The organism is Streptomyces sp. NPDC014006 (genome assembly GCF_043088925.1).
Taxonomy (GTDB): domain Bacteria; phylum Actinomycetota; class Actinomycetes; order Streptomycetales; family Streptomycetaceae; genus Streptomyces.
On record NZ_JBICAJ010000011.1, the window covers coordinates 35,189 to 49,014 of the forward strand.

8 protein-coding genes and 1 pseudogene are annotated in these 13,826 nt (G+C 73.5%); 5 read left to right on the top strand and 4 right to left on the bottom strand.

Annotated elements, in window-relative coordinates; all coding sequences use genetic code 11:
* Positions 1–20: 20 nt before the first annotated feature.
* Positions 21–3,476, bottom strand: coding sequence for a CHAT domain-containing protein (locus ACF1GV_RS31520; RefSeq protein ID WP_391687428.1), 3,456 nt, complete (start codon positions 3,474–3,476; stop codon positions 21–23).
* Positions 3,477–3,551: 75 nt separating this feature from the next.
* Here ACF1GV_RS31520 and ACF1GV_RS31525 point away from each other — a divergent pair, with 75 nt between their 5' ends.
* Together ACF1GV_RS31525 and ACF1GV_RS31530 are read left to right on the top strand one after the other, a co-directional pair.
* Positions 3,552–3,737, top strand: a complete 186-nt coding sequence (locus ACF1GV_RS31525) for a hypothetical protein (protein ID WP_391687431.1) — start codon at positions 3,552–3,554, stop codon at positions 3,735–3,737.
* Positions 3,734–4,477 (top strand): hypothetical protein, encoded by a 744-nt coding sequence (locus ACF1GV_RS31530; protein ID WP_391687434.1) that lies wholly within the window; start codon positions 3,734–3,736, stop codon positions 4,475–4,477. The genes ACF1GV_RS31525 and ACF1GV_RS31530 overlap by 4 nt, the downstream gene beginning before the upstream one ends.
* A 126-nt stretch (positions 4,478–4,603) precedes the next feature.
* On the opposite strand, the pseudogene ACF1GV_RS31535 reads toward ACF1GV_RS31530, so the two are convergent.
* Positions 4,604–5,506 (bottom strand): annotated as a pseudogene (locus tag ACF1GV_RS31535) (LysR family transcriptional regulator); the annotation flags it as partial.
* A gap of 94 nt (positions 5,507–5,600) precedes the next feature.
* Here ACF1GV_RS31535 and ACF1GV_RS31540 point away from each other — a divergent pair.
* On the top strand, positions 5,601–6,563 hold the full coding sequence (locus tag ACF1GV_RS31540) for a DMT family transporter (protein WP_391687437.1): 963 nt from the start codon (positions 5,601–5,603) through the stop codon (positions 6,561–6,563).
* Positions 6,564–6,708: 145 nt separating this feature from the next.
* Here ACF1GV_RS31540 and ACF1GV_RS31545 read toward each other — a convergent pair whose 3' ends face one another.
* The gene (locus tag ACF1GV_RS31545) at positions 6,709–7,431 is read right to left on the bottom strand and encodes a 3'-5' exonuclease (RefSeq protein ID WP_391687440.1); all 723 of its coding nucleotides are present in this window, start codon (positions 7,429–7,431) and stop codon (positions 6,709–6,711) included.
* 107 nt (positions 7,432–7,538) lie between these two features.
* A complete protein-coding gene (locus tag ACF1GV_RS31550) occupies positions 7,539–8,777 on the bottom strand; it encodes an SAV2148 family HEPN domain-containing protein (RefSeq protein WP_391687442.1) in 1,239 nt (412 codons plus the stop codon).
* 405 nt (positions 8,778–9,182) lie between these two features.
* Here ACF1GV_RS31550 and glgX point away from each other — a divergent pair, with 405 nt between their 5' ends.
* Together glgX and treY are read left to right on the top strand one after the other, a co-directional pair.
* Positions 9,183–11,294 carry a glycogen debranching protein GlgX gene (gene glgX, locus ACF1GV_RS31555; RefSeq protein WP_391687445.1) on the top strand — a complete coding sequence of 704 codons (2,112 nt, stop codon included), beginning with the start codon at positions 9,183–9,185 and terminating at the stop codon, positions 11,292–11,294.
* A gap of 102 nt (positions 11,295–11,396) precedes the next feature.
* A complete protein-coding gene (gene treY, locus ACF1GV_RS31560; protein ID WP_391687448.1) occupies positions 11,397–13,745 on the top strand; it encodes a malto-oligosyltrehalose synthase in 2,349 nt (782 codons plus the stop codon).
* Positions 13,746–13,826 lie beyond the last annotated feature (81 nt).

Below are 13,826 nucleotides of genomic sequence, written 5' to 3' on the forward strand. Positions count from 1 at the left end.
CCGCCCGCGACGGTGACGGATCAGGTGCCGAAGAACACGAACGCGCCCCAGCCGGCCGCGTCGGCGAACACCGGGAAGCGGTAGCCGCCCCCGGAGACGGCCAGACGACGGTGCCGGTCGGTGTCGAGGGGCAGGGCCCCGGCGTGGCGGGCGGACGCGCCGACTGGCGGGACGTCCGCGCCGGTGGGCGGGACGTCCGCGTCGGCCGTGCCCGCCAGCCGGTGGGCCAGCCGCAGCATCTCGCGGCTCAGATCGTCGGCCGCGGCGGGGCGCTGCGGCGTCTCCAGCCGGGAGCACGCCCAGCCGACCAGGTCGGCGGCGGTCATGGCCGCCATACGCCGCTGTGCGCGGGCCAGCGCGTCCGCGACCACCCCGGCGTCCCAGGAGGGCTCGGCGGCCAGTGACTCGTAGAACAGGGACATCAGCACCGCCGTCTCATGGTCCAGCACCGGCCACTGACTGACGATCAGCCCGCGCGCACCGGCGGACAGCAGGGCGTGCCCGAGGCCGGTCAGCTCGTCGCCGCGCCGCACCCGGTGACGGCCGCTGCCGCAGGCGCTGAGGGTGACGAGCGCGCCCGACCAGTCCAGAGCGGCGAGCTGGTCCACGGTCATCACCTCGCCCCCGGCGGACCCGGTGCCGCGGGCGAGCAGCAGGCCGCTGCGTTCGGGTCGCCGCTCGTCGAACGTCGCATGGCAGGCCAGATGCACCAACGACAGCTGCTCCGCTGCGGTGACCGCCTCCTGAAGCCACTCGCCCGTGACCGTGTGGCCGACCCGCGCGGTGCCGCCCAGCCGGTGGGCGACCTCGGCGCACTCACTGCGGCAGAACACCAGCTCCGGGCTGCCGTCGGCGCGCCCGGCGCCGGGGAAGCCGCCCACCACGACCGTGCCGTCCCGGTGCCAGGGGCCGCCGGACGAGCGCAGCAGCGACGCCGACGGCAGGTAGCGCAGCGGCGGGCGGTTGTGGGCACCGGCAGGGTCGGGCGACAGGTGCATCGGTACACCGTGCAGCGGACCGTGGGGCACGACGAGCACCGAGCCCGCCGGGTTCACGCCATGCGCTGTGCCCGCGGAGTCCGCGGAGTCCGCCCCGTTCGCCGGGCCCGCCGGGTTCCCCGCACGTGCGGCTCCGTCGACGACCGAGCGGAGGGCCGCGTGCAGGGGGCCCACCAGCAGGGAGCCGAGGGCGCGTTGCCGGTCCCGGCGGTCGCGGGCGGTGCGCAGTGCCCGCATCCGGTCGGTTCCGTCCCGCAGGCCGAGGGTGTCGTGCCGGCCCACGGTCACCAGTTCCGGTTCGGCGCGGCCCGGCACGATCACGAACGCGTACAGGGCCTCCGCCCCGCTCCACAGCTCCACCAGGGCGGTGGCCCCGGAGCGGGCGAGCAGACGCGCCGCCTCGCGTGCCGTGATGGGCTCGGCCATCCGGTGGCGGCGTACCTCGGGGCGCGTGTCCGCCAACCGGTCCCAGAGGGCGGCCAGTTCGGCGCGTACCGCCACCAGCTCGTCCTCGACGGCGTACAGCCGGCGGATCCGCTCGTCGGGCCGCTCGTCCTGCCGCCACAGCGACAACTCCTCGCGCAGCCGGCGCTGGCGGCGCCACAGCTCCTGTTCGCGGGCGAGCGGGTCGGCGGCGGCATGGTCGGTGGAGGCGGCGGGGGCCGGGGCGTCCATCACTCCGTGCCGCACCGCGTCCAGCAGCGAACGGCTCCGGTCCCGCTCCGCCAGGGTGAAGCCCTGTTCGACCTGGCCGATCGCCAGCGCGACCTCCACCGCTTCCGCGTAGGGCGGGGTGGTGAGCGTGTGGAAGTCGGGCAGCGGTCCGAGGTCCAGGGCACGCCGGCGCACCTCCTCGTGGGCGTCGCACGCCGCGGTCAGCCGGTCGAGCAGCTCCGGGCTGCGTTCGCCGCGGCGGAAGCGGTACGCGCCGACCGCCAGGGACGCCACCATGACCGTCTGCGGTGCGGGGTGGCGCGCGGCGAGTGCGGTGAGCCGCTCGACCGTCTCGGCGGCCTCCGTGTCCCGCCCGGTCCTCTCGGCCAGGTACAGCCGTACGGTCAGCCGTGCCGCCAGCCGGTATGCCGACGGACCGTCGTCGGACCCGGCGGCCGCGATGCCGAGTTCACTGTAATCGCGGGCCAACTCGTAGGCGCCGTAGCCCATGCAGATCTGTGCCAGCTGGCCGTCGTGCACCCCGAAGTCGTCTCCGGGCGCGTCCTCGGGCAGGGTGGAGGCGGCCGCGCCGAGACGCCTGCGCAGGGAGAAACGGCTGAGCGCCCGTGCCCGCAGCAGGAGCGTGAGCTCGTCCTCCTCACCGATGCCGAACCGGTTGACGGCGATGGCCAGATGGCGCAGCGCGATGCTCTCCCGGAACGCGTCGCCGAGGCCGTGCGTCACCTCCCGCGACCGCGCGAGCATCTCGTGAGCACGGTCGTGGGCGCCCGCGTACAGCAGGATGATCCCGCGCAGATTCCACACCCGCGGCATCTCGTGCAGTGCCTGAAGATGGGCCCAGTGCGTCTCGGCGCGGTGCAGCAGCTCCTCCGCGCCCGCCAGGTCCCCTTCCTCGAACCGCCGTTCGGCCTGATCGGCCAGGTCCCGGCCCGCAGTCGCGTGCAGCCCGATGTCGAGCCCGATCTCCGCTTCCCCCACGCCCGGCTCAGCCGCGTACCGCTCGCGCAGCACCTGCACAGTACGGGCCTCGATGGCCCGGACCCGCCCGTCGTACCCGGGGCCGTAGTGTTCCTCGTCGATCCGGGCGTGCAGCCGTAACCCCAGGTCGTGGGCGCGGGTGAACGCGACGCCGGCGGCAGCCTCGTCACCGGCGGCACGGTGCAGGTCCGCCAGGTTCAGCCAGGCCTTGTACGCGTCGTGCTCGGCGCCCGCGGCGGTCAGCAGCCGCGCCGCCTCCTCGGTGTGCCGCGCGGCCTCCTCCCAGTGACCCTGCCGGTCGAGCTCCCGGGCGAGGTTGTCGGTGACGATGCCACGCTGGGCGCCGGTGAGTTCCTCCACCTCCAGCGCCGCGCGCAGCAACTCCTCGGCGCCGTCGCGGCCGTGCCGGATCAGGGCCGTGGCGTGGTTCTGCAGGACCATGGCGTAGCCCATGGCATCGCCGGCGTTCCGGGCGGCCCGGGCCGCCTCCTCGAACCAGCCGATGGCCCGCCGCAAGTCCCCCAGCGCCACCGCTGTGAGGGCGAGCCCCTCCAGGGCACCGCTGCGGGTCTGCTCCGTCGTGGCGGCGTCCCGGCATTTCTCGTAGTACGCGAGTGCCTCCGCCGGCCGCCCCTCGGTCCGCGCCACCTGGCCGAGCAGCCGGTAGAGCAGGAACCGCGCGTCGGCGTCGGCCACCTGTTCCGAGACGGTCTCCAGCGCGAGCAACAGCCGTTTCGCCTCCGCCGGGCGCCCCTGGGCGAGTTGGCCGTGGGCGTACAGCAACGCCTCCTGGTACCGGGCGAGTCGGACGTCGTCGTCGGTCACACCGCCTCCGGTGGGTCTGCGCGATCCGGTGACGGGTCACCCATGGCGGCCCGCCGTTCAGACATACTCTGACGCATGAGCATCCCGGACGACATCGATCCGCCCACCCCGCAAGCGGGTGCCGTGCGGCTGTCGGAGGACGGCGAACTGCAGTACTGGGACGGCACCGAATGGCTGCCCTATCTCCGGCTGGCCGAAGGCGAGACGTTCCACCGCTCAGTGGTGTTCCGCGGTGACGATGCCGAGCCGGACGACCGGTGACCTCGCCGCTGCCCGACCCGGCCACCGCAGGGCCTACCGCCGACCCCGCCGCCACGGGCCCCGCGGACGCCGTGACCGATCTGCGGGCCACGGCCCGCTGGACGATCGCGGCCACGGCGGCCGTCGGCGCACTGCTGCTGGGCGGCGGTCCGCTGGTGGCCGTCGGCCGTATCCACGGCTGGGCGGACGCCGCCGCCGCGTTCGGCGGGCTCGCGCTGGCCGTGCTCGGTATCGGCTGGGCCATCTGGCAGACCGGTGAGGCGCTGACGCCGCGCCTGGCCACGCTCGCCGATCTCGGCACCCCCGGCATGGCCGGTCTGCGCGAGGCCGTCGCCCGCGATCCGTCCGCCTACTTCGGCCCGTACGCCTCCCTGGAAGAGCTGTCCGCCGGACGCCGGCTGCACGAGAAGATCGCCGCCGAGCTGGCGGTACGGCTGGCCCGCGAACCGGACGCGGACCGCACGCGGGTGCTCCAGCAGGGCCTTGCCGACGCCCGCGCCAACGCGCAACAGGCCCGTACGCTCCAGCAGCGGCTGCTCACGCTGATCCACGCCTGGGCGGTGCGCGACGCGGTGCGCCGGGCGCGGGTGCACACCCTGGCGGCCTTCATGGTCGTGACCCTCGGCGCGGTGCTGTTCCTGACCGCGACCCACGAGGACCCGCCCGCGCAGCCGGCCAAGTCCGCGCGGGCCTGCGTGTCACCTACGGGGGTCCACCCCGCCGCCACCGTGCCGCGTTGAGCGGGGGCTGTCAGGCTGCGGGCCGCCGGCCCGCTCGGCGTCACGTTCACCGGCGTCCCTCTCGCCGGCGTTCCTCTCGCCGGCGTTCCTCTCGTCGGCGTCGTTTTCTCCGGTGTCGTTTTCTCCGGCGTCGCGCTGTCTGATCGCCCGGGCGGCGCGGCGGAGTTCCGTCAGGACCGTGCGGACGGCCGCTCTCGCCGTGCGTTCCGGGCGGCACAGCACGTCGATGTGACGGCGGGCCTGCACGCCGCTGAGCGGCCGCAGGACCAGGTCCGGGTGGGGGCGCATGGTCCAGCGCGGCATCAGCGCGAGGCCGCCGCCGGCGGCGACGGCCTCGGCGACCACCGCGAACTCGTTGATGCGGTGCGCCAGATGCAGCCGGCGACCTGCCGCCGCAGCGATCGCCTCGATCGTCGCCAGCACCGGGAACCCGTCGTGCACCGTGATCCACGGCTCGTCGGCCACGTCCCGCGGGCTCAGCCGCTTCTTGCCGGCGAGCGGGTGCCCGGCGGGCAGCGCCACGTCGAGCGGCTCACGCAGCAGCGTCGTCGCGGCGACCCTGCCCGGCCAGGGCGGGGCGTGGTCCAGACGGTGGGCGAGCACCAGGTCGTAGACGCGGGTCAACCGGGGGAAGTCCTCCTGCGGCACGTCCTCGTCGGCCAGCGCTAGCCGAGGCCCGCCGGGGGCGCCGAGGGCACGCAGCAGCAGCGGGAAGAAGGCGGAGCCCGCGCTGTGGAACGCGGCCAACGACACCTCCCCGTCGGCCCGCCCCACGAAGTCCTCCACGGCGTGCCGGGCCCGCGCCAGCGCCGTCTCCACGTCGGCGGCCGCGGCCGCCAGCGCCTGCCCCGCGTCGGTGAGTACGAGGCGCCGGCCCTGCCGCTCGGTCAGCGGCACCGGCATCGTGCGCTGCAGCAGCCGTAGCTGCTGGGAGATCGCCGACGGGGTCACGAGCAGCGCCTCGGCGACCGCGCTGACGCTGCCCAGTTCCCCCAGCTCGCGCAGGATCCGCAGCTGCCGTTCGTCCATTCCCGCAGTGTACGGGCATGGTGTAGGGCTGCTAAAAGATCGTTGAAGGAAGTGGTGCTGGGCTTCAGGGTCGTGGCCGGTGCACGGTGGGCGGGTGTCCGACGCCCGCCGTACCGATGCGGTACTCCTCCTGGTCGCACTCGTCTGGGGCTCCAGCTATCTCTCCGCCCAGACGGCCACGGCCGCGCTGCCCGTCCTGTCCGTCCTCTTCGCTCGTTACGCCCTCTCCTTCCTGGCGTGCGTGGCCTGCCTCGCCCTGATCGCCGGCCGCCGCGGGCCACTGCGGCCGCGCCGTGACGAGTGGCGTGCCGGGCTGCCGCTCGGCGTCACCCAGGCCGCGGTGCTGGTGGTGGAGACCTACGGCGTCGCCCACACCACGGCCGCCAACGCGGGGCTGATCATCAGCCTGACCATCGTCCTCACCCCCCTTCTCGACCGCTCCGGTCACCCGGGCGGGCTGCCCGGCTCCTTTTACGCCGCCGCCGGGGTGTGCCTGCTCGCCGTCGGGCTGCTGATGTCCGGCAACGGCTTCCACGCGCCCCGCCTCGGTGACCTGCTGATGCTGGCCGCCGCCGGGGTGCGGGCGGCGCATGTGGCCCTGGTCGGCCGGCTCACCACCCGCCGCGCCGTGCGCCCGCTGCAGCTGACGACGGTGCAGACGGCCGTCGGCACGGCGCTGTTCCTGCCCGCGACCGCCGCCGGACTGCCGGACCTGCTCCGCGCCCCGGCCGCCACCTGGACGCAGTTGCTCTACCTCGCCCTGTTCTGCAGCGTGTTCGCCTTCCTCGCGCAGACCTGGGCGGTGCAGCGCACCTCCGCCAGCCGGGCCAGCCTGCTGCTGGGCACGGAGCCCGTGTGGGCCGCGGTGGTCGGCATCGCGCTCGGCGGCGAGCACCTCACGGCGCTCACGGGACTGGGCGCGGGGCTGATGGTCGCGGGGACGTACTGGGGGCAGGCGGTGGAGCGGGGGCATCGGCATCGCACGATGTCCGCGACAGCCGGCGAGCAGACGGACGGGACGGTCCCCCGGCGGGCTCCGGCACTCACCGGCACCTGACGGCACACCGCCGGGTGGAAGGTGATGTCCGGTCAGCTCAGACCCAGGGGTCCGGCTGCCCCGGGACGGGTCACACCTGCTCTGCGGGGCCCGGTCGCCCTCGGGTGGGTCACTGCTCCGCAGGCTCCGGTTGCCCCGCCGCGCGTCACACCCGCTCCCCCGCCACCTCGCGCACCGGCCACCTGCCGTCCACGACCGCGTCCGCCTCGCCCTTGCGGCGCAGGAAGGCCTGGAAGTCCGCCGCCCATTCCGCGTACCACTCGACCTGGCGGTGGTGCAGCTCCGCCGGGCCCAGGGCCGCGATCTTGGGGTGGCGGTCGGCTATCGCGCCGGCCAGGCGGGCCGCGGCGAGGGCGTCGGCGGAGGCGTCGTGCGCGGCGTCGAGCGGGACGCCGTACTCCGCGCAGACGGCTTCGAGGTTGCGCTTGCCGCGGCGGTAGCGGTCGGCCCAGCGGTCGATGGTGTAGGGGTCGACGACCGGGGCCGGGTCCTGGCCACCGAGCCGGTCCCGCAGGGACGGCAGGCCGTGCCGCAGCAGTTCGGCGGAGAGCAGGGTGAGGTCGAAGGCGGCGTTGTAGGCGACGACCGGGACGCCCGTCTTCCAGTACCCGGCCAGGACGTCCGCGATCGCGTCGGCGACCTGGTCCGCCGGCCGGCCCTCGGCCGCCGCGCGCTCGTTGCTGATGCCGTGCACCGCCACCGCGTCCGCCGGGATCTCCACCCCGGGATCCGCGAGCCATTCCCGGTGCCCCAGCACCTGCCCGGCCCTGACCTCGATCACGGCGCCGGTGACGATGCGCGCCTCACACGGATCCGTGCCGGTGGTCTCCAGGTCGAAGCCGATGAGCAGCTCGCGGTGCCAGGCCATGGCGGCCCCCCTTCTCGGTGGTGCTGTCCCCCAGTGGCCTCCACCATCGCACGGCCCACTGACAATCGGCCGACGGCCGCTTCACCCGGCCCCGACCGAGGGACACTTCAGGACACGGGACGCGAATCCGCCCAAGCCATCTCGAACTCCTCCCGGTACGTGGAGAAGAGCCCGCCGTCCTCGACGCCCTCCGACTTCACCACCCGGTTGCCGCCGCGCAGCACCAGCACCGGTGCCTCCATGCCCCGCGCCCGCCGCAGATAGGACTGCACGACGGCGATGCCGTCCGCGCCGTCGCCGTCGACGAGGTAGGCGGTGAAGCGCGGGGTGTCGTCGTACACCTGGATCTCGAACGCGCCGGGGTCGCGCAGCCGGGCGCGGACCCGGCGCATGTGCAGGATGTTCATCTCGACCGCGCGGCTCAGCTCGCCGCGCTTCATGCCCAGTTCCCGCTCGCGCCGCTTCACGGCGCTGGAGGCCGGGTTCAGGAAGAGCAGCCGGATACGGGCGCCGGCCTCGGCGAGGCGGACCAGGCGGCGGCCGGAGAAGTTCTGCACGAGCAGGTTGAGACCGATGCCGATGGCGTCGAGCCGGCGGGCCTGGCCGAAGATGTCCTCGGCCGGGAACTGGCGCATCAGCCGCACCCGGTCGGAGTGGACGGCGACGACGTCCGCGTACCGGTCGCCGACGAGGTCCTCGACGGCGTCGACGGGCAGCCGGCGCGCGGAGGGCACGTCGCCGCTGGTGCCGAGCATCTCCAGCAGCCGCGCGGAGGCCCGCTCGGCCTGCCCGAGGACCGCCTCGGACAGGGCACGGTTGCGGGAGACGACGTTGCGGGTCACCTCCAGCTCGTCCAGGGCCAGCTCGACGTCGCGGCGGTCGTCGAAGTAGGGCTCGAAGCACGGCCAGTGCTGCACCATCAGCTCACGCAGCTGCGGCAGCGTCAGGAAGCTGATGACGTTGTCGTCGGCCGGGTCCAGCAGATAGCCCTTGCGGCGGCTGACCTCGCGGACGGCTGCCGCGCGCTGCACCCACTCCTGTCCGGCGGGGCCGGCGGCGGCGACCACCCAGTCGTCGCCGTGGACGGGCTCGTAGACGGGCCGCAGCACGGCGGCCACGACGGCGCGCAGCCGCTGCTCGACGAGGTTCAGCCAGATGTAGGCCCGGCCGGCCCGCTGGGCTCGGATGCGCACCTCGCGCCAGGCGTCGGCGTCCCAGTCCAGCTCCGGTCCGATGGCGCCACTCTGCATGGGCCTGGCCAGCGACACCGCTCCGGGCGGGACCTCTGCGGAGTTCCCCTCACGACCCTCGTCACCAGGGGGTAGCTCCAGCTCTCCCGAGCCCACCCGCGCACCGCCTTCCGCTCCCCCGAGCACTCCCCGCTCTCAACGATCAAGGAAGGGTACTCCGCGAGCGCCCGGCCATGCAGCCCGATGAGCCGGGTCTCTTCTCAACTGCGCCGATTCCCGGGGCCGTTCCGGACAGCCGGGTGCACGGAGTGAGCGGATTCATAGCGCGCACCGACACCCGGTCACATGCGCACGGACGTTCCCCTGCCCTCACCGGCCCCACCACTACCTTGTCCCTCAACGGCCCCATCACCCACTCGTGCACCATTTGGCGCAAGATCGACGTTTCGCTCCACTTACCCGGCAAAAAGGGAGGTACGTCACAGGTGGTTCCCGCACTTTGGGGGAGACTCGCTGGCAAGGCGCTCCCTCAGACGCCGTACACCTGAAAGAGTCGTATCCATGCAGGTCTGGCCTGGCGAGGCGTATCCCCTCGGCGCCACCTATGACGGCGCCGGAACGAATTTCGCGGTCTTCACGGAGGCCGCGGACCGAGTAGAGCTGTGTCTGCTGCACGACGACGGCTCAGAGACGGCGATCGAGCTGCGCGAGAGCGACGCCTTCGTGCGGCACGCGTACGTGCCGGGCGTGATGCCCGGACAGCGCTACGGCTACCGGGTGCACGGCCCGTACGCGCCCGAACGCGGACTGCGGTGCAACTCCGCGAAGCTGCTCCTGGACCCGTACGCACGTGCGATCAGCGGCTCGATCAACTGGGGCGAGGAGGTGTACGGCTACCACTTCGACGCCCCCGACAAGCGCAACGACCTGGACTCGGCGCCCCACACGATGACGTCGGTGGTGGTCAACCCGTACTTCGACTGGGGCGACGACCGCAGTCCGCGCACCGAATACCACCACACGGTGATCTATGAGGCCCACGTCAAGGGGCTGACCATGCGGCACCCCGGGCTGCCGGAGGAGCTGCGCGGCACCTACGCCGCGCTCGCCCACCCCGTGATCATCGATCACCTGGTGGAGCTGGGCGTGACCGCGCTGGAGCTGATGCCGGTGCACCAGTTCGTCAACGACCACCGGCTGGTCGACATGGGTCTGAACAATTACTGGGGCTACAACACGATCGGTTTCTTCGCGCCGCACAACGCCTACGCCTCCTGGGGCGACCGCGGGCAGCAGGTGCTGGAGTTCAAGTCCGCGGTGCGCGCGCTCCACGAGGCCGGGATCGAGGTGATCCTCGATGTCGTCTACAACCACACCGCCGAGGGCAACCACCTGGGCCCGACGCTGTCCTTCAAGGGTCTCGACAACCCGCAGTACTACCGGCTCGCGGACGACCCCCGCTACTACATGGACACCACCGGCACCGGGAACTCGCTGCTCATGCGGTCCCCGCACGTACTGCAGCTGATCATGGACTCGCTGCGGTACTGGGTGACGGACATGCACGTCGACGGGTTCCGCTTCGATCTCGCGGCGACGCTGGCCCGCCAGTTCCACGAGGTGGACCGGCTGTCGTCGTTCTTCGACCTGGTCCAGCAGGACCCGGTGGTCTCCCAGGTGAAGCTGATCGCCGAGCCGTGGGACGTGGGCGAGGGCGGCTACCAGGTGGGGAACTTCCCGCCCTTGTGGACCGAGTGGAACGGCAAGTACCGCGACACCGTGCGGGACCTGTGGCGGGGTGAGCCGCGCACCCTGGCGGAGTTCGCCTCCCGGCTGACCGGGTCATCCGACCTCTACCAGGACGACGGGCGCCGGCCGCTGGCCTCGATCAACTTCGTGACCTGCCACGACGGCTTCACCCTGCACGACATGGTGTCGTACAACGACAAGCACAACCAGGCCAACGGGGAGGACAACCGGGACGGAGAGAGCCACAACCGGTCCTGGAACTGCGGGGTCGAGGGCGAGACCGACGATGCGGACGTGCTGCGGCTGCGCGCGCGGCAGATGCGCAACTTCATCGCCACGCTGATGCTGTCCCAGGGCGTGCCCATGATCAGCCACGGGGACGAGTTCGCGCGCACCCAGAAGGGCAACAACAACGCGTACTGCCAGGACAGCGACCTGTCGTGGGTGCACTGGCCCGAGGACGGCGGGCACCCCATGCTCGACTTCACGCGCGCGATGGTGTGGCTGCGCCGCGACCACCCGGTCTTCCGGCGGCGGCGCTTCTTCCACGGGCGTGCCGTGGAGGGAACCCACGACGATCTCTCCGACATCGCCTGGTTCACCCCCGAGGGCCGGGAGATGACCCAGCGTGACTGGGAGTCCTCGCCGGCGTCGGCGCTCGCGGTGTTCCTCAACGGCAACGCGATCTCGGAGCCGGGGCCGCGCGGCGAGCGCATCACGGACGACTCGTTCCTGCTGCTGTTCAACGCCTCGCCCAAGCCGCTGGACTTCGTGGTGCCGGTCGACCACGGCCGGCAGTGGCAGGTCGTCGTCGACACCGCGCTGCCGGAGGGCGTCCCGCCGGACACGGGCCCGAAGGTGCAGGCCGGCGACAAGCTGCGGCTGGTCGACCGCAGCATGACGGTCCTGAGGCGGCCGACCTAGGAGGCGTCTCCCCGATCGTGCCGGGGTCGCGGGGCGGGCGCGGGCCGTGCAGTTGGAGGAGCCGGTGACACGAAAGGCGGCGGGGCGGGTACGTACGTTTCCATGACACCCGAGCGAAACGCCCCCTCCCTGCCGACGGCCACCTACCGGCTGCAGCTGCAGCCCGCGTTCCCGTTCGCCGCCGCGGCGGCAGCCGTGCCGTATCTGGCCTCGCTCGGCGTCTCCCATCTGCATCTGTCACCCGTGCTGCAGGCGGTGCCCGGCTCGGCGCACGGCTACGACGTGGTGGACCACGCACGCGTGCGCGACGAGCTGGGCGGCGAGGAGGGGCTGCGCGCGCTCGCCCGCACGGCGCGGGAGCACGGCCTCGGCCTGATCGCGGACATCGTGCCGAACCACATGGCCATGGCCCCGCGCCACAACCGCGCCTTGTGGGAGGTCCTGAGGGAGGGGCCGAAGTCGCCGTACGCGCGCTGGTTCGACATCGACTGGGAGGCGCAGGGCGGGCAGCTGCTGCTGCCCGTGCTGGGCGGTCCCCTGGGTGACGTGATCGGTGACCTGCGTGTCGACGGCGACCTGCTGCGCTACCACGACCACCTCTTCCCGCTGCGCGAGGGCACCGAGGACCTGCCGCTGCCGCAACTGCTGGACGCCCAGTGGTACCGCCCGGTGTGGTGGCGACTGGCCCGCACCGAGCTGAACTACCGGCGGTTCTTCAGCATCTCCGAGCTGATCGGGGTGCGCGTGGAGGACCCGGAGGTCTTCGACGCGACCCACGGCAAGATCCTCCAGCTGCTCGACGAGGGCGTCCTCGACGGGCTGCGCGTCGACCACCCGGACGGGCTCGCCGACCCCGGCGCCTACCTGCGGCGGCTGCACGAGGCCACCGGGGGCCGCTGGACGGTCGTGGAGAAGATCCTCTCCGACGGGGAGCACCTGCCTGCGTCCTGGCCCGTCGCCGGCACCACCGGCTACGACGCCCTGCGCCACATCGACGGGCTGTTCGCCGACCCGGCGGGCGCCGCCGATCTCACCGCCGCCTACCGGCGGTTCGCGGCCCCGCAGACCGACCGGGGCGGCGACTGGGCGGCGACGGCCCGCCGGGCGGCGTACGGCGTCCTCACGCACGAGCTGGCCACCGAGGTCGACCGTCTCACCCGGGTCGCGTACCGGGCGTGTGCCGGCTCGCCCGATCCGGCGCTGCGCGACCGCGCCCCGTGGGCGCTGCGCACGGCGCTGCAGGAGCTGCTGGTGCGGCTGGAGGTGTACCGGCCGTACACCGCGGACGACGCGGCACGGGTGATCACCGAGGAGGCGGCCGCGCAGGCGCGGCAGGCGTTCCTGGTGCCCGAGGAGGCCGGGGCGGTCGACGTCGTGCGCGACCTGCTGCTCGGGCGGTACGGCGACGGGCCCGACCAGGTGGAACTGCGCACCCGGTTCGCGCAGACGGCGTCCGCGCTGCGCGCCAAGTCGGTGGAGGACACGGCGTTCTACCGCTATGTGCCGCTGCTGTCGGCGACCGAGGTCGGCGGCGAACCGGACGCCCCGGCGGTGTCCCCGCGGGACTTCCACGGCTACTGCGCGCGCCTGCAGCGCGACTGGCCCGCCACCGGTACGGCCGTCTCCACGCACGACACCAAGCGCAGCGCCGACGTCCGCGCGGCCCTCGCGGTGCTCACCGAGTGCCCGGACCGCTGGGCGGAGCTGCTGGCCGACGTCACGCGCGTGGCGGAGGACGTACCGGACGGGCAGCTGGCGTGGGCGGCCTGGCAGACGGTGTTCGGGCTCGGCCCGGCCGACCCGGGGCGGGTGCGTGAGGCGCTGCTGAAGCACGTGCGGGAGGCGGGCCTGTACACCAGCTGGACGGAGCAGGAGCCGCCGTACGAGGAGGCGGTGGCGGCATTCGTGACGGCGGGGCCGTGCGGGGCGCCGGGTGAGCGGGTCGCCGCCTTCCGCGCGGAGCTGGCGCGGCACATCCGGGCGAACGTGCTGGGCATCGCCCTGGTCCAGCTGACCATGCCGGGCGTGCCGGACGTCTACCAGGGCACCGAGGCGGAGTACCGGGCCCTGGTCGACCCCGACAACCGGCGGCCGGCGGCGTTCCCGCCGGCGGACCCGGGCGTCAAGGGTGCGGTGACCGCGGCGGCCCTGCGGCTGCGCCGGCGACGGCCGGAGGTCTTCGGCACGTCCGCGACGTACGAGGCGCTGCCGGCGGACGGGCCGGCGGCGGACCACTGTGTGGCGTTCGCCCGCTCCGGGCAGGTGATCACGGCCGTGACCCGGTTGTCGCTGCGGCTGGCACAGGCCGGCGGCTGGCGGGATACGGTGCTGGCGCTGCCGCCCGGGCGGTGGGTGGACACGCTGGATCCGGAGCGGGAGTACGAGGGCCACGCACGCGTGGCGGAGCTGTTCGGGCAGCTGCCGGTGGCGCTGCTGGAGCAGGTCCGGTAGTGATGGCGTGAGGCCGCCGACACGGCCGTTACCACGTGCGCTCCCGGCTTCTTGACAGGGGCACGCGTCCGTGGGGTACTG